18 protein-coding genes and 1 tRNA gene are annotated in these 18,784 nt (G+C 41.1%); 15 read left to right on the forward strand and 4 right to left on the reverse strand.

What is annotated here, in order from left to right:
- Position 1 precedes the first annotated feature (1 nt).
- The 3 genes from LA313_RS07265 to LA313_RS07275 form a co-directional block, all read right to left on the reverse strand.
- On the reverse strand, positions 2–1,606 hold the full coding sequence (locus tag LA313_RS07265; RefSeq protein WP_228914013.1) for a S41 family peptidase: 1,605 nt from the start codon (positions 1,604–1,606) through the stop codon (positions 2–4).
- Positions 1,603–2,034: a deoxycytidylate deaminase gene (locus tag LA313_RS07270; RefSeq protein WP_228914014.1), complete on the reverse strand. Its 432-nt coding sequence runs from the start codon at positions 2,032–2,034 to the stop codon at positions 1,603–1,605. Before LA313_RS07270 ends, LA313_RS07265 begins: the two co-directional genes overlap by 4 nt.
- A gap of 108 nt (positions 2,035–2,142) precedes the next feature.
- Positions 2,143–2,730, reverse strand: coding sequence for a HupE/UreJ family protein (locus LA313_RS07275; protein WP_228914015.1), 588 nt, complete (start codon positions 2,728–2,730; stop codon positions 2,143–2,145).
- A gap of 154 nt (positions 2,731–2,884) precedes the next feature.
- Between LA313_RS07275 and LA313_RS07280 the strand changes: the two genes are divergently transcribed.
- Together LA313_RS07280 and LA313_RS07285 are read left to right on the forward strand one after the other, a co-directional pair.
- Positions 2,885–2,966: transfer RNA gene (locus LA313_RS07280), tRNA-Leu, on the forward strand.
- Between the two features lie 134 nt (positions 2,967–3,100).
- The gene (locus LA313_RS07285; RefSeq protein WP_228914016.1) at positions 3,101–4,087 is read left to right on the forward strand and encodes an endonuclease/exonuclease/phosphatase family protein; all 987 of its coding nucleotides are present in this window, start codon (positions 3,101–3,103) and stop codon (positions 4,085–4,087) included.
- A gap of 53 nt (positions 4,088–4,140) precedes the next feature.
- Here LA313_RS07285 and LA313_RS07290 read toward each other — a convergent pair whose 3' ends face one another.
- Positions 4,141–5,445, reverse strand: a complete 1,305-nt coding sequence (locus LA313_RS07290) for a DUF2254 domain-containing protein (RefSeq protein WP_228914017.1) — start codon at positions 5,443–5,445, stop codon at positions 4,141–4,143.
- 171 nt (positions 5,446–5,616) lie between these two features.
- Here LA313_RS07290 and LA313_RS07295 point away from each other — a divergent pair, with 171 nt between their 5' ends.
- From LA313_RS07295 to mgtE, 13 genes are all read left to right on the forward strand, one after another.
- The gene (locus tag LA313_RS07295; RefSeq protein ID WP_228914018.1) at positions 5,617–6,075 is read left to right on the forward strand and encodes a putative periplasmic lipoprotein; all 459 of its coding nucleotides are present in this window, start codon (positions 5,617–5,619) and stop codon (positions 6,073–6,075) included.
- 33 nt (positions 6,076–6,108) lie between these two features.
- Positions 6,109–6,651, forward strand: a complete 543-nt coding sequence (locus tag LA313_RS07300; protein WP_228914019.1) for an RNA polymerase sigma factor — start codon at positions 6,109–6,111, stop codon at positions 6,649–6,651.
- A 2-nt stretch (positions 6,652–6,653) separates the two neighbouring features.
- Positions 6,654–7,892, forward strand: a complete 1,239-nt coding sequence (locus LA313_RS07305; protein WP_228914020.1) for a PorT family protein — start codon at positions 6,654–6,656, stop codon at positions 7,890–7,892.
- Between the two features lie 177 nt (positions 7,893–8,069).
- On the forward strand, positions 8,070–9,011 hold the full coding sequence (locus tag LA313_RS07310; protein ID WP_228914021.1) for a ribose-phosphate pyrophosphokinase: 942 nt from the start codon (positions 8,070–8,072) through the stop codon (positions 9,009–9,011).
- A 181-nt stretch (positions 9,012–9,192) separates the two neighbouring features.
- Entirely contained in the window at positions 9,193–9,825 is a 633-nt protein-coding gene (locus LA313_RS07315; protein WP_228914022.1) for a 50S ribosomal protein L25/general stress protein Ctc, read from the forward strand.
- Between the two features lie 77 nt (positions 9,826–9,902).
- On the forward strand, positions 9,903–10,538 hold the full coding sequence (gene pth / locus LA313_RS07320) for an aminoacyl-tRNA hydrolase (protein ID WP_228914023.1): 636 nt from the start codon (positions 9,903–9,905) through the stop codon (positions 10,536–10,538).
- Between the two features lie 8 nt (positions 10,539–10,546).
- On the forward strand, positions 10,547–11,485 hold the full coding sequence (locus LA313_RS07325) for a bifunctional riboflavin kinase/FAD synthetase (RefSeq protein WP_228914024.1): 939 nt from the start codon (positions 10,547–10,549) through the stop codon (positions 11,483–11,485).
- The gene (locus tag LA313_RS07330) at positions 11,475–12,794 is read left to right on the forward strand and encodes an HTTM domain-containing protein (RefSeq protein WP_228914025.1); all 1,320 of its coding nucleotides are present in this window, start codon (positions 11,475–11,477) and stop codon (positions 12,792–12,794) included. The genes LA313_RS07325 and LA313_RS07330 overlap by 11 nt, the downstream gene beginning before the upstream one ends.
- Positions 12,795–12,869: 75 nt before the next feature.
- Positions 12,870–14,141 (forward strand): serine--tRNA ligase, encoded by a 1,272-nt coding sequence (serS, locus tag LA313_RS07335; RefSeq protein ID WP_228914026.1) that lies wholly within the window; start codon positions 12,870–12,872, stop codon positions 14,139–14,141.
- Between the two features lie 135 nt (positions 14,142–14,276).
- Complete coding sequence (locus LA313_RS07340) at positions 14,277–16,061, forward strand: tetratricopeptide repeat protein (RefSeq protein WP_228914027.1); 1,785 nt, start codon at positions 14,277–14,279, stop codon at positions 16,059–16,061.
- Between the two features lie 42 nt (positions 16,062–16,103).
- Positions 16,104–16,412: a DUF4286 family protein gene (locus LA313_RS07345; RefSeq protein WP_228914028.1), complete on the forward strand. Its 309-nt coding sequence runs from the start codon at positions 16,104–16,106 to the stop codon at positions 16,410–16,412.
- A gap of 14 nt (positions 16,413–16,426) precedes the next feature.
- Positions 16,427–17,269: a 16S rRNA (adenine(1518)-N(6)/adenine(1519)-N(6))-dimethyltransferase RsmA gene (rsmA, locus tag LA313_RS07350; RefSeq protein WP_228914029.1), complete on the forward strand. Its 843-nt coding sequence runs from the start codon at positions 16,427–16,429 to the stop codon at positions 17,267–17,269.
- Positions 17,259–18,611, forward strand: coding sequence for a magnesium transporter (gene mgtE, locus LA313_RS07355; protein ID WP_228914030.1), 1,353 nt, complete (start codon positions 17,259–17,261; stop codon positions 18,609–18,611). Before rsmA ends, mgtE begins: the two co-directional genes overlap by 11 nt.
- Positions 18,612–18,784 lie beyond the last annotated feature (173 nt).

Here is an 18,784-nt window from a genome sequence, read left to right on the forward strand (position 1 = left end):
GCTAATTTTTGAATTCCCGGTCTGCCGAAAGTTTAATTATTTTCTCAATTGCAGGGTCCTCTTCATTAAGGATTTGCTCAAAGGCAGTACTTCCAAACAGTTGCTGAGCCATAGCCGCTTTTAAATAAAGCTTAAGAGTAGGCAGGTAATTTTTGAAGCGCATATCGAAGTTCTCACGTCTCATAAAGTCTCTGAATTCCTCCACAATGGCATTTGTGATCACTTCTCTTTGCATAAAATCTTCAAAACTAAGAGAGTTGTAATATTTACGGTCCTGTTCAAGAACTTCAAATATAAAACTATCCATATACCCATTGCGAAGCATAAGGTTTAGACTTTGCTTTTCAAAATTGGTGTCTTTGGGAATAAAAATATCTGGAATTATCCCACCACCACCGTAAACTATCTTTCCGCCGGGGGTGACGTACCGTAATGAATCGGCTACATGAATACTATCTGCGCTCACCAGCTCCCCATTCCTGTAGCGATTGAGATAATCGGCAAAATATTCTTCGCTGCCATGATCATAAGGCCGCTGTATAGACCTTCCGGTAGGGGTATAATACCTTGCGATTGTAAGCCTTACTGCACTGCCATCTCCCAGTGCCATCTCTCTTTGGACCAGGCCTTTTCCGTAGGATCTTCGTCCAACAATTACACCTTTGTCATTGTCCTGAAGAGCTCCCGCTATGATCTCGCTGGCCGAAGCCGAATTCTCGTTAATAAGTACGTATAGTTCCCCTTTTTCAAAATTCCCTTCTTCTGTGGCGAAGGTTTTTTCAATTGCCCCCTTTTTGTTTTTGGTAATAAGCACCAGCTTATCTTCGGGAAGGAATTCATCTACAATTTTTGTCGCCTCGGCAAGGTAACCGCCGGGATTGTCGCGTAAGTCAAGGACTATTTGACTTGCCCCCAGTTTCTTCAGTTCAAGAAGTCCGGTCTTGAATTCTTCATAGGTAGATTCTGCAAAACGATTGATTTTAATATAGCCCAGCTCCTTTGTAAGCATATAAGCTGCATCCACACTTTTAAGAGCAACTTTCCCGCGTTTCACATCAAATTCAAGAAGATTTGGGACACCTTTTCTATGCACTTTTAAAAGCACCCTTGTATTTTCTTCTCCTTTAAGTTTACTGGTAATGGAGTCTACATGAATATTGGAATCAAAAAGAGGTTCCCCATTCGCATAGAGGATCCTGTCGCCTCCTTTAATGCCCACTTTTTCGCTCGGGCCGCCTTTCATAGTCTGGATAACGGCAATGGTGTCATTAATGTTTCTAAAGCTCACCCCAATTCCTACAAAATCCCCTTTCATGCTTGCACTTAAATTCGCATATTCCTCCTGTGGGATGTAAACTGAATGAGGGTCAAGATCTGTAAGAATGCCGTTTACGGTAACGTCTACAATGCTGTCCATATCTACATCGTCCACGTACTCGTATTCAATGTAATCAATTAAACGGGCCAGCTTTTCTTTTTTCTTATTAGTTTTGAGGAAAGGTCCAGAGCTGTAACTGGAAAAATCCAAGGCTGCGCCCAGTAGTACACCAAGTGCACAGGCGAATCCCAAAAGTAAGGGTAAATATTTTTTGTTATAGTTTTTCAACCGTCGAGTTCAGTTATTTGTTCTATTTCAACTCCTGCTTTTTCTAAAAAATTTAATCCTGAGTTGTCTTTATAATCAATACTGTAGACAAGACGTGTAATGCCCGACTGGTGAATGAGCTTGCTACAATCTTTGCAGGGAGACATAGTAATATATAGTGTAGCTCCTTTGCAGGATTGAGTGCTCCCGGCAACTTTTAAAATTGCGTTCGCTTCGGCGTGCAATACATACCATTTGGTATACCCGTCTTCATCTTCACACGGATTTTCAAAACCGGTAGGTGTACCGTTATATCCGTCAGAAATAATCATTCTGTCTTTCACAATAAGCGCGCCAACCTGTCTACGATTACAGTGAGAAAGTTTCCCCCATTCTCTGGCGATCCTTAAATACGCCCGATCAAACTTAAGCTGCTTTGTTCTTTGCATAGTCAAAAAATTCGTCTGCAATATAGAAAGCTTTTTAAGTTGCTGAAAATTTGGGCTTTACTAAAATATTGCAAGACTTAAATTAATCCAATAAAGGAAAGTTAAATTTTAAAGAGCCAGGTAATTTTCTTTCAGAATAGGCAGAATTATACCTATAACAATCGCCGACACTACAATAATCCAGTCGCGCCTTGCCACCCGCAATACATTTTGTAGCAGGAAGCTGAGCACCAGCACACACAATACCACGATGATTTGAGCAGTTTCTATTCCTAAAGCAAATTCCAGCAAGGGGAGAAAAACACTGTCGGTACCCGATGCGATCATTTTAAAATATGAAGAAAAACCAAGGCCGTGGATTATTCCAAAGAAAGCGGTACTAAAATAAAGTAAACTTATGTTGTTCTGGCTTTCTCTCTTTTTGGCGTTGATAATATTAAACACGGCAGTGGCCAGAATAGTCACCGGAATCAGAAATTCCACCCAGGTAGTGTCAACAAGCACAATTTTATATACCGACAGGAACAGTGAAATCGTGTGTCCCAGGGTGAAGATTGTTACCAGCCAAAAAACTCTTTTCCAGGTGAGGAAGGAGTAGGAGGCAACAAGGACAATAAGAAAAAGAATATGATCATAAGCATTCCAGTCCAGTACATGTTCCAGACCTAACTGGAAATACAACCAAAATTGAGACATAGGATAAAAGATAAGCGCCGAAAATACGATTTCTGCGCAAGATGCGCAAAGGAAGCCAGTCTTGATGAGATTTACATTATTTAGGCCGGGGTCAATTAATTTTTAGGAAAATTTATTAGCAAAAGGAAAAAATTCATACTTTTGCCGTCCAATTGCCTTGGTGGCGGAATTGGTAGACGCGCTGGATTCAAAATCCAGTGACTTCGGTCGTGCGGGTTCGATTCCCGCCCAAGGTACTTAAGAAAAGCTGAGATTCATGTCTCAGCTTTTTTTTTGTTTATAGTTTAGATGTCAAATTGACGCTGAGGGATGACCTTAAAAAATAAAATCCTATCTTTTCTTTCCTGTTATCAAACATTAATTGAAGTAAATGATTAGATCTATATTATTAAAAATAGTAGTTGTAATAAGTGTCATTGTGGTTGTATTGAGTGTTTTATCCTTAATACATGACCTGACTTACTGGTACGCCAAGATCCTGGATTTTCCCCGAACTCAGTATCTAATTCTTTCACTGGTTTTTCTCCTGTTGTTTCTAATTTTAAACAGAAAATGGACCACCACTTCATATGTAATTGCCGCCGGACTCATTATAGCTATAACTATTCATTCAATTAAAATAGCACCTTACTTCTTTGGAGAAAAAGTTGTCCCCGAAGTTTCTCTTGAAGAATCAAATTCCAACTCGAGCGTGGAGATTCTTATTGTTAATGTTCTCATGACAAACAAAAATGCTGCAAGACTGAGGGAAATAATTGATGAACACCAACCGGATATGGTTTTAGCCATGGAAGTGAACAGCTGGTGGGTAGAGCAATTGGATGAAATGGATTATCCATTTGCCATTAAATATCCTTTGGACAATGCTTACGGAATGGTTCTTTACTCCAGGCTTCCTCTTTCGGAAAGTGAGGTGAAATTTTTTCGACATCAGGATGTTCCTTCTTTTCACACGGTGGTGGAACTTAGGTCTGGGGAAAAAATAAAATTTCATGGGGTTCACCCTGTGGCACCTTTTCCAAGTGAAAAATATCCCGATAATGTAGGTCTACAGGAGTTAGCATTATCAAAAGTGGGGAAATTAGTGGCTGCCGATACTCTACCATCAATCGTAGCAGGAGACTTTAATGATGTCTCCTGGTCCAGCACCACAAAGTTCTTTGAAGAGCATGGAAATTTAAAAAACGTAAGGCTGGGAAGAGGCCTGTATAATTCTTTTAGTGCTCAATCTTTTTTGATGCGATGGCCTCTCGATCATTTTTTTGTGACTTCGGAGTTTGGGGCTGTAAAACTTCAAAAGCTCGATGAATTTGGTTCAGATCACTTTCCCATAATAGCAGAATTAGTTCTCCAGTAAACAGGAAGATCTTTATTTGAGGTAGTTTAAAATTTCTGGTTGGTGCCGAGGTTTTATTTTGGAAATCTATCCATTAGCATTTCAACTTCCTTATAGAGCCTATCAAGGGTTTCAAGATCGACCTCGTTTTTTATGGAATGCCTGGACTCCTGCAAAAGCCCTTTAGCCTCCATGCCTAAAATTAGGTGATATTTTGGGTCTCTGGAATTCTGCCTCATTAAAGAAATGAACATCCCGGCAATTTTTTGAACCACCACAACATCCTGGCTGCAATAACTTCTCAAGGAGGTATTAATATTGTAAAGCAACTCTTTAAAAGTTACTCCTCTCAACTTGACATAGTCCTTTCCATCATCTGAAATGAATTCGCGGTCGGATTTCAACATTCTAATCCTTAGCAATTCCGAGAGGTAATCAATTGCGTTTAATGCTGTCCCGGGATCATTAATGCCAGGAGACATAGCTTTTATTATGACCTCGGTAATTTGTTTGAATGCAAGAATGAAATTTCTTGTAACAAGTTGCTCCCTGGACAAATGAAATTTATCTAACAAGTCTTTAGCAACTTCTTTATCCAATTTCTTTTTTGATCGGAACACCGGTTCCCCCTCTAAAACAAAAGAGCCTTTTATAACTAGAACTTCAAGCATGGTATCATTCTTTTTGCAAAAAGAAAGTAGTCCCTCTCTGGTAAAGCTTTGAAAGTAACCACTTTGTGGGGATTTATATTCAAACCAATCATCTGTCCCGGGAAAGGAAGAGGAATTACTTTTCTCTTCCTCCAGGAGATAGAAAAGGGTCTTTCGGGCATCTGTAAATATCTTTTTAAGGATATTGGTGATTTGAATAGTTTCAGAAATATTATGAATAAAATAAATGAAAGCATAAATGGACATTACCGTAAAAAGAATGCCCAGCAGAACAGAAAAACCGGGTATCTGGTATTTGTCTCCTGTGGGCTGAATAGAGAAGAGGGTGAAAATACAGAACAAAATACTTGAGATATATATCCCAAGAATAATCTGGTGACGACGATCGGATATTAAACCCGGAAGCAATCGCGGTGAATAATTACTGGCTGCCTGGTTGAGCAGCACCATTACCATGGAAAAGCTAAAGACCATCATTGATATTAACCCTGTGATGCAGGCGCTTAGAATGGTTAAAGCCGTATCACCACTGTTCACTACCAATAGTGGCGCATTTTCAACAAGATATCCCGAAACCCCCAGGCTCTCCAGGTACATCATAATGAAGGCGAAAATAAGGCCTGTAAGAGCAAATAAGGTAGGATAAAAAGCGATTTTACCTTTGACGTTTCCGTACAGGTAAGACATTTTGGTTAGAAAAGATTGCATTTTTTTCTTTCAAATATTAATGTTTGAAGTTAAGCAAATCCCAAAACAAGATAGCAGTTCAGATGGCTGTTTGCTTCAACTATTTTAAAGCACCACATTTTTTTCTATTGTTCACGCAACCTATTATAAAACCGGGGTCATTATAATAAACAACTAATATTTCCACACATTATGAAGAAGATTGCTCTTTTATTTATGTTCACCTTATTATTGGCCGGTTGTGATATCGAAGATGACGGGCCGGGTTCTGTACAGGTTTTAGCTGAAGTGGTTGATGTAGATCTCCCGGAGTTTTTTGAAAAGGGAAAACTTTATCAAATCAAAGTCACTTATCTTCTGCCCGATGCCTGCCATACCGCTTTGGGATTACAGGCCATTAGAGGTGGGGCTGAAGACGCTTTGAGAAGGGACATCTATGTTGCCGGCGTGGCGTCATATCCCACAGGACTTGAGGATTGTACCTTAGAAAGTGAAGACCTTGAAAAAATGGATTCATTTACTCTTAGAATTGATGAAGATCAGCCTTTTACGTTTTATCTTTGGACAGGCGTTGACGCAAACAAGGAGAGTATTTATACTAAAATAGTCGTTCCCGTAGGGGAGGCTACTCCTACACCTGCCGTCAATTAATTTTGAAAAGGTAGAAACCAACATCGTTTTTAGGTGGGTCTTAAAGAACTAGTTCGGCTGTGTAAACAACAGGATAGAAAGGCGCAGGAAAAGCTTTACCGGGATTATTCCCAACAGCTTTTTGTCCTGTGCCTTAAATATTCGGCGAATTATGAGCAGGCCCGGGACCTGCTGCAGGACAGTTTTATAAAGATCTTTGAGAATATTCAACAGTATAGAGAAAAAGGCACTTTCGAAGGCTGGATGACCCGTATAGTGATCAACACGGCTATTAAAAAAAGCAAGAAGAACGGTATCCACCTTAGTATAACCGGGGATATTTTTGAAGAGATTGACGAAGAGCTGGATGATGAAATTCTATCCCTTGATTTTTTGATAAAAATAATTCAGGAGTTGCCGGATGCTTACAGGCTTGTCTTCAACCTCTATGTAATGGAAGAATTTTCTCATAAAGAAATTGCCCGAATGTTGGGTATATCCGAAGGAACTTCTAAATCCAATCTCGCCCGTGCCCGCATTAAGCTAAGAGAAAGTATCAAACGTCATAAAATGACAAATTACCTGAAATCAATATGAAAATGGGTAAGGACATCGACAGCATTTATCGGGATCGCTTTAAAGGAGCTAAAGTCCCGCCACCGGAAGATTCCTGGGAAAATATCCTGTCCCAATTGCCTCAAAAAAGGGAAAAAAGAAAGCTCTTTCCTCTGTGGTTCCAAATTTCGGGAGTGGCTGCTGCTTTGGCCCTCATCTTTGCTGCGTACCTGCAAAGCCCTACCTTATTTGATAAAAAGGATGATGTGGTTGTGACGCCTGTTACAAAAGAATTGAATATGATTCCTTTGGATGCTTCAGAAACTTTTAATGAGGTGATGAGAGAATCGGAAATAATTCTTCAGGTTTTGATATTGCAAAATTGGCGGGCACAACATCAGGAAAACGACTATCAATTTGCTTCAGCAAGGGAGGAAAATTCGGAAAAGATAAATAATTCAAATGGTGATTTTTCAAATATCAGGCATGGAGAAGATGCCGAAATTGCTAATGATAAGGAGGAGCCGGTGGAGGAAAATTTGGTAGCAGAAACAAATTCCGCAGGGGAATTATCTCCGGCAGTTGCATTAGTTCCAAAAGATGATCCCGATGCTGTTACTCTTAAAAATGAAAGATCCGCCGAAAAATTTAAATTGACCACCAGGATTGCGCCTGTATATTTCAGTAATATGGGGAATGGTAATGCTTTGAATAATAGTTTTTCGCCAAAAGAGGCTTCGGGGCAAGTTACTTTTTCTTATGGGGTAAATGTTGCTTATAAGGTTTCCGAAAAGATCAATATCAGGTCTGGTCTTAATAAGGTGGATCTTGAGTATAATACCCGCGAGGTCTCGTTCAATGATGTAGCCGCTACTAATACTTTTGCCTCAAAAATGGCAGAAACAACGACTCTTTCCTCTCCTTCAAATGGAACCTTAAGCCAAAAAATGGGCTTTTTAGAGGTGCCCCTGGAGGTGGAATATGTTCTTATAAATGAAAAATTTGCATTTGGAATTATTGGAGGTGGCAGTATATTATTTCTCGAAGAAAATGAGCTTTTACTTGACTTTCCGGATAATAAGGCCAATCTTGGGGAGACAAATAACATGAACAACCTTAGCTACACTACAAATCTTGGGCTTAGTATGGGTTATAATTTATCAAAACAGCTACAGTTAAGTTTGGAACCGGTGGTTAAATTTCAAATGAACACTTTTAGGTCTAGCGAAGGACAAACTCCTTATTTCTTCGGGTTATATTCGGGATTTAGCTATAAATTTTAATTTTTCTGTATTCCTTTAAAGCCAAACCTCTCAAAAATGGCATTTTTATCGGTCTTATTTCTGAAGCCTGATTCATAGAGGTCTTTCCTTTTTTATTTCTGAAGAAAGTATTTTAGCCGGGCGTTTCCCCTGAAATTAATTTCTAAATTTGCAGGGCAACAACACAAACTACACACAATGCCTGAAGTTAACACCGCAGCGAAAATTTTTTCCTGTAATCAAAGCCGGGACCTGGCCGAGAAAATTGCTGAATCCTATGGTTCAAAGCTGGGAAATGTTATTACCTCCACCTATAGTGACGGGGAATTTCAACCTTCCTTCGAGGAATCTGTTAGAGGATCGAGAGTTTTTATCATTGGCTCAACTCACCCGGGATCAGACCACCTCATGGAACTGCTTCTTATGCTCGATGCTGCCAAAAGAGCGTCTGCAAGACATATCACAGCCGTAATTCCTTATTATGGATGGGCAAGGCAGGACAGAAAAGATAAGCCACGTGTGCCAATCGCGGCGAAACTTATAGCTAAAATGCTGGAGACTGCAGGAGCTACAAGGATCATCACCATGGATCTCCATGCAGATCAAATTCAGGGATTTTTCGAAAAACCCGTAGATCATCTGTTTGCTTCAACTGTTTTCCTTCCGTATTTACGTAGCCTTGAGCTGGAAAATCTTACAATTGCTTCCCCCGATATGGGGGGATCTAAAAGAGCATATGCTTACTCTAAAACTATGGAAAGCGATGTTGTGATCTGTTACAAACAAAGGGCTAAGGCAAATGTGATTTCCCACATGGAATTGATTGGGAATGTTGAAGGCCGTAATGTGGTACTTGTTGATGATATGGTTGATACCGCAGGAACCCTCACCAAAGCTGCAGATGTGATGATGGAAAGAGGTGCGCTTAGTGTAAGGGCAATATGTACTCATCCCGTACTTTCGGGAGAAGCTTATGAACGCATCGAGAATTCTAAACTTTTAGAACTAATCGTTACCGATTCTATTCCGTTGAAAAAGAAGAGTAAGAAAATCCGCGTGGTCACCTGTGCCGATCTTTTTGCCGATGTTATGAACAGGGTTCATAACAACAGGTCAATAAGTTCAAAATTCATCATGTAAGCTGAAGTGAGAATTTAGAGGTTAGATTTTAGAAGTTATAAGTATCAGGTAGATAAAATTGTTGTCTGGATTGAATCTGAAGCTTCAAAAATGCCATTTTTATTCTCTTTAAAATAATTAGGCTTCAGGCTTTTAATAGCTGAAAAAAAAGATTTACTTTTGCAGCCTAAAATTTTTAACAATGAAATCAATTACGATCAACGGATCTAAAAGAGAAAGCGTAGGCAAGAAAGCTACAAAAGCCTTACGTAATGCTGGACAGGTTCCTTGCGTATTATACGGGGGAGACGAGCCATTACATTTTGCAGCAGATGAGATTGCCTTTAAAAGCCTTGTATACACACCAGATGTGCATACAGTGGAAATTAAATTAAAAGGTGGTGAGAAATTTAACGCTGTACTACAGGACATCCAGTTCCACCCTGTAACAGATGCAATTTTGCATATCGATTTCTACCAGATCTTTGAAGACAAAGAAATTTCTATGGAAATTCCGGTTCACACTACTGGAGTTGCCCGTGGGGTGAAAAATGGTGGGGTATTGAGATTCAACCTGCGCCGAATGAGAGTGAAAGGTCTTCCAGGAAATCTTCCAGATTTTATTGAAGCAGATATCACGCCACTTAAGATTGGTAACAAACTTTATGTTACTGCTCTTAAAAGTGAAGAATTTAAGATCATGCACCCTGATAATACTGTTGTTTGCCAGGTTAGAACTTCTCGTAACGTTATCGCCGATACCGAAGATGAAGAGGAAGAAGTTGCTGCAGATGAAGTGCCTGCAACAGAAGTTGACGAAAACGAAAACGCATAGATTTATAAAATCTTATTCAAAAGATAAAGCATCCCTTATTAGGGATGCTTTTTTTATTTTTACCAAAAAAGAAATCTATGCTCTCGTTCTTTGGTAGGATTTGGACTAAAAAACCTAAAGAAGATTCTAAAGAAGAAATTCCCCCTATGAAAAAATTTCTCATTGTTGGGCTGGGAAATATTGGCCCAAAATATCATAACACCCGTCACAATATTGGATTTAAAGTTCTTGACTTCCTGGCAGAAAAGGAAGGCCTAACCTTCGAATCTCAAAAACTTGGTGATGTAGCAACCTACAAATTTAAAGGCCGCAGCTTTATTCTGCTTAAACCCTCCACCTATATGAACCTTAGTGGAAAAGCAGTAAATTACTGGCTGCAAAAAGAAAAGGTGCCGCTGGAGCATTTGCTGGTAATTACAGATGACCTCAATCTCGGGTTTGGGACTATAAGAATTAAAACCAAAGGCAGCGACGGCGGGCATAACGGCTTGAAAGATATACAGGCGCAATTGGGAACGACAAATTATAATCGTTTTCGTTTTGGGATAAGCGATGAGTTTTCAAAGGGGAGGCAGGTAGATTACGTGCTGGGGGAATGGGATGAAGAGGAAGCAAAGAAACTGCCCGAAAGACTGGAGAAATCGGCCGAAGTTATCAGGTCCTTTGGTACAGCAGGCATGAACAACACAATGAATACCTTTAACGGGAAATAGAAGTAGTCTTGAAAGAACACAAAGGAGCACATGCTTTTAACAGCGATCATCATACAGTAGTCACTATAGGTACTTTTGACGGGGTGCACATTGGGCATCAAAAGATCATTGAAAGGCTGGTAAATACTGCCAGGGCAGGAAATCTTGAATCGGCTATCCTTACATTTTTCCCTCATCCCCGCATGGTGTTACAAAAAGATGCAGGTATAAAACTGATCAATACTATTGAGGAGCGAAAGGAGATCCTGGAGAAAAGCGGTATAGACCATTTGATCATTCATCCCTTCACTCAACAATTCTCACGCCTTTCGGCGCGGGAGTTTGTGCGGGATATTCTTGTAAATAAATTAAAAGCCAGAAAGGTCATAATAGGGTACGACCACCGCTTTGGGCGAAATAGAACTGCAGACATCAATGATCTGCGTGAATTTGGAAGAGAATATGATTTTGAAGTAGAGGAAATTTCAAAACAGGATGTGGAAGACGTAGCCGTAAGCTCTACTAAAATAAGGAAAGCACTTTTAGAAGGTAGGGTAGAAAAGGCGAATCAATATTTAAGCTATCCTTTTGCACTTGCCGGTACTGTTGTAAAGGGCAAAGGTCTTGGGAAAGAATTCAGTTATCCCACCGCCAATCTTCACATTAATGAAAACTATAAATTAATTCCCAAAAACGGGGTATACGTAGTTCGGTCGGTTATTGACGGGAAAGTAGTTTTTGGGATGATGAACATAGGAACCAATCCCACTGTTGGAGGTACCGAGAAAACTGTTGAAACTTACTTTTTCGATCTCGATAAAGATCTTTACGGGGAATATCTCTCCATTGAGCTTCTCACACGGATTAGAGATGAAAAGAAATTTGACACCATTGAAGCCTTGAAGCGGGCGATGAAGCAGGATGAGGCTTTTAGCTTTCAATATATTCGGGATAATTATGCTAAATAAATGGCTCTTCACCCGAATAGATAATTCTGCACTTATTGTGTTCAGGATTCTCTTTGGGTTGTTGCTTGCCATTGAGGCTATTGGAGCCATTTTTACCGGCTGGGTAAAACGGGCTTTTATTGAGCCGGATTTCACTTTTAATTTTATAGGATTTAATTTTCTGCAGCCTCTGCCGGGTAACGGGATGCTGTGGTATTACGCAATTATGGGTCTATTTGGCATCTTTGTGATGCTGGGGTACAAGTACAGGCTAAGTATTTTCATGTACACCATTATGTGGGCTGCGGTTTACCTGATGCAAAAATCCTCCTACAATAATCATTATTATCTTTTAATGCTGTTGTGTTTCCTCATGATCCTGCTTCCTGCGCACAGGTATGCATCGATTGATGTCTGGAAAAAACCGGAATTAAAAAAGTTAAGCATGCCAAGCTGGGTCTGGATATTGCTTGTGGTGCAAATGACCATTGTGTACACCTATGCAGCTGTAGCCAAGATCTACCCCGACTGGTTTGATGCTACCCTGCCGGGAATATTAATGTCTGCAAGAAGGGATTACTGGCTTATTGGGGATTTCCTTCAGCAAACCTGGGTTCATTATACCATTGCCTGGTTCGGATTTTTATTTGACCTCTTGATCATTCCACTACTGCTCTGGAAAAGAACACGAATTTTCGCATTTTTGGCAGCTGTGTTTTTTCACCTCTTCAACAGTCTTATTTTCCACATTGGGATATTTCCCTACCTGGCCCTCGCCTTTACCATCTTCTTTTTTCCAACTGAAAAAATTAACCGCATTTTTCTTCGGAAGAAACCTCACTATTCAGGGAACGAAGTTGAGGTGCCGGAATATAAAACGCCGCTTTTGGTCTTTTTCGGTATCTGGTTCGTTGTGCAGCTGGCTTTACCCGTGCGGCACTGGTTCTTTAAAGATGATGTTTTATGGACAGAAGAGGGACATCGTCTTAGCTGGCGCATGATGTTGAGGTCAAAGGCCGGGAGGATACAGTTTAAGGTGGTGGACAAAGCCAGGCCGCAGGATACAATTTTTGTCCAAACAAGCCGGTACCTTTCCCCTAAACAGCAGCGGGCGGTATCCACAAAACCCGATATGATCTGGCAGTTTTCCCAGCGCCTCGAAGAAGAGTTTGAACTTACGGGGAAGGAGGTAGAGATCTATGTTGACAGTAAGGTGAGCGTTAATGGCAGGCCTTACCAACCTTTTATAGATCCAAAGGTTGACCTGGCAGCAAAGAAATGGAATCATTTTGGACATCATGACTGGATTTTACCGTCCTCGATTGAATAATGTTATAAGGCTTTTGCTATTTTTGTTCCTTTACCCTTGAAATGCCATTACGGCAAATCTTCAAAAACCAATATTATGTTACAGGTAGCCAATATCAGGGCGAATAAAGAGGCGTACTTAAAGGCCTTAAAAAAGAGAAATTTTGATGCTGAAGAAGTTTTTTCTGAAGTGCTTGATTTGGATGAGACACGTCGTTCTACCCAGGCCGAGCTGGATGAAAAATTAGCCGAATCCAATCGTCTTTCAAAAGAAATTGGAATGCTCTTCAAGACAGGAGAGCACCTGAAGGCAAATCAACTGAAACAACAAACTTCAGAACTTAAGGAGTCTACCAAAGAACTTTCAGAAAAGCTTGCGGCTACAACCATGGCTCTTAATCGGGTCCTGTATAACATTCCTAATATCCCAAACGACCTTGTTCCTGCAGGAACTTCAGAAGAAGATAATGTTGAGGTCTATAAAGAAGGGGAAGTGCCGCAACTGGCTACAGATGCACTGCCGCACTGGGAGCTGGCAAAGAAATACGATATTATAGATTTTGAACTTGGAAACAAGATCACCGGTGCCGGGTTTCCGGTTTACAAAGGAAAAGGAGCCCGCTTGCAAAGAGCGCTTATTTCTTACTTTTTAGATAAGAATGTAGGCGCAGGATATACCGAGTTCCAGATGCCGCTTATGGTGAATGAGGCTTCAGGATATGGCACAGGTCAGCTGCCCGATAAAGAAGGGCAAATGTATCATGTCACCGAAGATAACCTTTATCTTATTCCAACTGCCGAGGTGCCTATCACCAACATGTTTAGGGATGATATGTTATCTGAAAATGATTTGCCTATCGCCTGTACAGGCTACACTCCTTGCTTTAGAAGAGAAGCCGGATCTTACGGGGCACACGTTCGCGGCCTTAACCGCCTGCACCAGTTTGATAAAGTGGAGATCGTAAGAATTGAAAAACCCGAAAATTCTTATGCAGCCCTGGATAAAATGGTGGAGCAGATCAAGGATATCCTTAGAGATTTAAAATTGCCTTACAGGATCCTTAGGTTGTGTGGAGGTGACCTTGGGTTTACCTCGTCACTAACTTATGATTTTGAAGTATTTTCAACAGCACAGGACAGGTGGCTGGAGATTAGTTCCTGTTCGAACTTCGAAACCTTCCAGGCCAATAGATTAAAACTTAGGTATAAGTCGGCCGATGGTTCAAAGCAGCTGGCTCATACTTTGAATGGTAGTGCCCTTGCTTTGCCTCGCGTCCTGGCAGGAATTCTTGAAAATTACCAGACACCGGCAGGGATAAAAGTACCCGATGTACTCGTGCCTTATACCGGTTTCGATTTGATAGATTAATTAATTTTTTTGAATAAACTTTAAAGCCTCACAGGTTTCCAGACCTGTGAGGTTTTTTCTTTTCAACAGAATAAGATCCTCACTTTCAGCTTCTAAAAAGGCAATTTAAAGTATATTTACTTAAAACAGTTGCAGATGCGTTTTCTCTACTTCTTTCTCCTTCTTCTTTGCACCCATTTTTCAGGCATTGCGCAGTCAGAGCAGCTGGCGAAGAATTATTTCGACAGGGGTGAATTTGAGAAGGCAGAAAATATCTATGAAAAACTCCTGGAACAGGAGCCTTATAACGCCTCATTTTTCTACGGACTTATTGCGACCTATCAACAACTTGAAAAATACGGCGAGGCAGAAAAACTGCTTAAACACCGGGTGAATAATACGGCTAATGCGCCTCATTTTCTTGTGGAACTCGGGCATAATTTTGAATTGCAGGGGAAAAACACCCAGGCAGATCAATTTTACACTGAAGCCTTAAGGGCTATAGAGTCCAGGCCAAATTATGCTTTTTCCATTGCCCGGTCTTTTGAAAAATACAGCAAGCTCGACAGGGCAGTGACGGCTTATGAACTAGGGATGAAGATGAATCCCGATGCCGAGTATAGTATCCAGCTGGCGCGGCTGTACGGCGAACAGGGAGATATTGAAAAGATGTTTAGCAATTACATTGAGGTGCTGGGGAACAATCCTAATTTACTGCCGGGAGTGAGCCGTATCTATAGCCAGTTTATAAGCGATGATCCTACCAATGAGGCTAATCTCATCTTTAGAAAATTGCTGCTTAAAAAGCTTCAGGAGGACCAGAATATCCTTTATAATAACATGTTGAGCTGGCTTTTTGTGCAGCAAAAGGAATATCAAAAGGCTTTTCAGCAGGAAAAGGCGATCTACCGCAGGTCGAATCAGGGATTGGGATCTATTCTTCGGCTTACAGTGATGGCACAGGAAGAAGGACAGCTGGAGACGGCTCTGGAGGTACTTGATTTTATTATTGCCGAAGCCCCTAATGAAGATCTTAGGTTGCAGGCCCATCAGCTAAGACTGAATATTCTTCAGGAAACACTTCCGAAAGAAAAATATTCGGAGATAGAGGAGGCTTATAAAGCCCTTTTTAAGACCTATGGGAATGCAACGGCTATGTTATCTCTTTACATTGATTATGCAAATTTCCTGGCTTTTAAACAGAATAACATAGCAAAAGCCCGGGAAGTTCTAAATGTATTCCTGGAGCGTGATCTCAAAAAGAATGAAGAAGCAGCTTTAAAAATGGCTTTGGCCGATATTCTTGTGCTCGATGAGAAGTTTAACCAGGCGTTGATCTATTTCTCACAGGTGCAAAACCTGGTTGAGAATGATGTCGTTGCACAAATGGCCCGATTCAAGGTGGCAAAAACCAGCTATTATAAAGGAGATTTTGACTGGGCGACCATACAGTTGGATGTATTAAAGTCGGCCACTTCGCAATTGATCGCCAATGATGCCATGGAATTAAGTCTTTTAATAAGTGAGAATTCCCTGGAGGATAGTACAAGAACAGCTTTGAAACTGTATGCCAGAGCCGATTTGCTGGCTTTTCAGGAAAAGGAAGCTAAAGCAATAGAGGTACTGGATTCTGTCCTTACAAAGCATAAAGGAGAAAAGATTGAGGATGATGCCCTTTTAAAGCAGGCGAAGCTGTATGAGGAGGCAGGGCAATACGAAAAAGCCGAACAGAATTACCTCGCCATCATAGAACATTATAAAAATGAGGTTTTGGGAGATAATGCACATTTTTACCTGGCCGAATTATACGCGGGGAAACTGGATCAACCCGATAAGGCGCAGGAGTTTTATGAAAAAATTATCTTTAATTACGCCGATAGTATTTACTTTGTCGACGCCCGGAAAAAATTCAGGCAACTTCGGGGAGACGAACTCGAATAAATGAATAATTACGATTCCGATTAGGAAAAGGAAATATAGCTTATGTATATCTACAATGTCACAATAAATATCCAGGAAAATGTTCACGAGGAGTGGGTGGAATGGATGAAGAAGGAACATATCCCCGATATGCTCAATACGGGGAAATTCACCAAAGCTCTTATGACCAGGGTAATGGTGAAGGAAGAAATGGGTGGCATAACCTATTCTGTTCAATATACAGCCCCAAACAAAGAAATGCTGGAGCGCTATTACGAGGAAGATGCTCAAGAATTAAGAAAGAAATCTGCCATTTTTGAAGGGCAATTTGTAGCGTTTAGGACCGAGCTGGAGGTAGTAAGCGAACAGTAGAAATCCCGGTTTACATGAAAAAAAAATACAACAGGAAAGGTGAAAACCACCACAATACCTATGTGCCCCAACACCAGGATGGTGATGTAAAGGCCAAAAAACATCTGGGCCAGCATTTTTTGACCGATGAAACTGTGGCACAAAGGATCGCCGATACTTTAAGTTATTCAGGTTATCCTTTTGTGCTTGAAATAGGTCCGGGAATGGGAGTGCTTACAAAATATTTAATCAAAAAGGATGCAGACCTCCACGTGATCGAGATCGATAGGGATAGCGTCGCATATTTAAAGGAACATTATCCTGCGCTGGAAGGAAAGATCCATGAAAAGGACTTCCTAAAATATGATGTAAGTGAGATCTTTGGGCAGGATCAATTCGCAATAATTGGGAATTTCCCATACAATATTTCAACCCAGATCGTTTTTAAGATGCTGGAACTTCGGAGGTTTATTCCGGAGTTTTCGGGCATGTTTCAAAAGGAAGTCGCTCAGCGCATTTGTGAAAAAGAAGGGAATAAGACCTACGGAATTCTTTCGGTCCTGGTCCAGGCATTCTATGAAGCCGAATATCTTTTTACAGTCCCCCCTTCAGTATTTAATCCGCCACCAAAAGTGGACAGTGGGGTGCTTCGGTTTACCCGGAAAGAAGATTTTTCACTGCCTGTGGATGAAAAATTGTTTTTCAGGGTGGTGAAGACGGCTTTTCAGCAACGTAGAAAAACGCTTCGGAATAGCTTGAAAATCTTTGACCTGCCCGATAGTATTAAAGAAGATAGTATCTTTGACCTTCGTCCGGAGCAGCTTAGTACTGCTCGTTTCATAGAACTTACGCAAAAAATTGAGCCTAATGCAATTTGAGGTAACCGAAGAATATATCGAGCATATTGAACTTCTCATAAAAGAGAAGCGCGAAGCCGAACTCCTGGAGCTACTGGAGGAGGTGCACCCTGCCGATATAGCCGAGATCCTCGATGAATTGGACCTCGACGAAGCTACCTACATCATAAAGCTGCTTGACAGCACCAAAACTTCTGAAGCTCTTATGGAGCTAGAGGAAGATGTGCGGGAACGCATTCTCGATAACCTTACGGCCAAAGAAATTGCCGAGGAGCTTGAGAATATGGATACCGATGATGCCGCCGATATCATCGCAGAACTTTCTGAAGAACGTAAGCAGGAAGTGATCCAGGAAATCTCAGATGAAGAGCACGCCGAGCATATTGTGGAACTGTTGCGCTACGATGAGAATTCGGCCGGGGGACTTATGGCCAAGGAACTTGTAAAAGTTAATGAGAACTGGAGTGTTACCGGTTCCCTCGCCGAGATGAAAGCCCAGGGCGAAAATGTAACCCGCGTGCATTCCATTTATGTGGTTGACGATAAGGGGAGATTAAAAGGGAGGCTTTCCTTAAAAGATCTGCTCACGGCTTCAAGCAAAGCCAACATCAGTGATGTTTATATAGATAAGGTAGATTACGTAACTGTACATACCAAAGGGGAGGAAGTTGCGCGTATCATGCAGAAGTATGACCTGGAAGCTATACCCGTTGTTGATGAAATGGGCAGGCTCGTGGGCCGTGTCACTGTCGACGATATCCTTGATTTTGTAAGGGATGAAGCCGAAAGAGATTACCAGCTGGCTGCCGGTATTTCTGAAGATGTTGAGGCCGATGACTCCATCCTGCGCCTTACCCGTGCAAGATTGCCCTGGCTTATTTTAGCACTTTTGGGAGGTTTTGTTTCAGTAACAGTTTTGGGGACGTTTGATGCCGCCATGCAGGAACATGCTGCCCTGTTCTTTTTTGTGCCTCTAATTGCCGCGATGGCAGGAAATGTTGGAGTACAATCCTCTGCTATTGTATTGCAGGGTCTGGCCAATCAAAGTCTAAGTGGTTCCCTTTGGAATCGCCTTGTAAAAGAAATCCTGCTCAGCTTGTTAAATGGAGCTGCATTGGCCCTGTTGCTAATCATTGGCGGAATTTTCCTATTGGGATTTGATTTCAAATTTGGCCTTACCGTTGGGATTTCCCTGATTTCGGTGATCGTGATCGCATCGCTTATTGGTACTTTTGTTCCAATAATCCTGGACAAGTTTGGGATCGATCCGGCTATGGCAACGGGCCCGTTTATTACAACCAGCAATGACATTTTTGGGATCCTTATCTACTTTTCCATAGCGAAGCTCATCCTGGGCTTTTGATCTTCCAAAACCATTTTTGAATTTTGGAATTTGGAATTTGAACATTGTTATTCTTTTCATGGGGGCTGCTGCGCACCGGGCTTTCCGCTGTATTTTTTTACCCTCCAAAAAGGGTAAAAAAGATGCCGCTTCAATCCCTGCCCCAACTTCATTTTTGTAATTTAGTTCATCTT

It is taken from the genome of Salinimicrobium sediminilitoris (genome assembly GCF_020866905.1).
Taxonomy (GTDB): Bacteria; Bacteroidota; Bacteroidia; order Flavobacteriales; family Flavobacteriaceae; genus Salinimicrobium; species Salinimicrobium sediminilitoris.

What these genes read in the sequence shown, in the direction of transcription:
- LA313_RS07290 (WP_228914017.1), bottom strand. Translation starts at nt 5,445, where the DNA reads ATGCAATCTTTTCTAACCAAAATGTCTTACCTGTACGGAAACGTCAAA.
- LA313_RS07330 (WP_228914025.1), top strand. Translation starts at nt 11,475, where the DNA reads ATGCTAAATAAATGGCTCTTCACCCGAATAGATAATTCTGCACTTATT.
- LA313_RS07310 (WP_228914021.1), top strand. Translation starts at nt 8,070, where the DNA reads ATGCCTGAAGTTAACACCGCAGCGAAAATTTTTTCCTGTAATCAAAGC.
- mgtE (WP_228914030.1), top strand. Translation starts at nt 17,259, where the DNA reads ATGCAATTTGAGGTAACCGAAGAATATATCGAGCATATTGAACTTCTC.
- rsmA (WP_228914029.1), top strand. Translation starts at nt 16,427, where the DNA reads ATGAAAAAAAAATACAACAGGAAAGGTGAAAACCACCACAATACCTAT.
- LA313_RS07270 (WP_228914014.1), bottom strand. Translation starts at nt 2,034, where the DNA reads ATGCAAAGAACAAAGCAGCTTAAGTTTGATCGGGCGTATTTAAGGATC.
- LA313_RS07295 (WP_228914018.1), top strand. Translation starts at nt 5,617, where the DNA reads ATGAAGAAGATTGCTCTTTTATTTATGTTCACCTTATTATTGGCCGGT.
- pth (WP_228914023.1), top strand. Translation starts at nt 9,903, where the DNA reads ATGCTCTCGTTCTTTGGTAGGATTTGGACTAAAAAACCTAAAGAAGAT.
- LA313_RS07340 (WP_228914027.1), top strand. Translation starts at nt 14,277, where the DNA reads ATGCGTTTTCTCTACTTCTTTCTCCTTCTTCTTTGCACCCATTTTTCA.
- LA313_RS07315 (WP_228914022.1), top strand. Translation starts at nt 9,193, where the DNA reads ATGAAATCAATTACGATCAACGGATCTAAAAGAGAAAGCGTAGGCAAG.
- LA313_RS07285 (WP_228914016.1), top strand. Translation starts at nt 3,101, where the DNA reads ATGATTAGATCTATATTATTAAAAATAGTAGTTGTAATAAGTGTCATT.
- LA313_RS07345 (WP_228914028.1), top strand. Translation starts at nt 16,104, where the DNA reads ATGTATATCTACAATGTCACAATAAATATCCAGGAAAATGTTCACGAG.
- serS (WP_228914026.1), top strand. Translation starts at nt 12,870, where the DNA reads ATGTTACAGGTAGCCAATATCAGGGCGAATAAAGAGGCGTACTTAAAG.
- LA313_RS07305 (WP_228914020.1), top strand. Translation starts at nt 6,654, where the DNA reads ATGGGTAAGGACATCGACAGCATTTATCGGGATCGCTTTAAAGGAGCT.
- LA313_RS07275 (WP_228914015.1), bottom strand. Translation starts at nt 2,730, where the DNA reads ATGTCTCAATTTTGGTTGTATTTCCAGTTAGGTCTGGAACATGTACTG.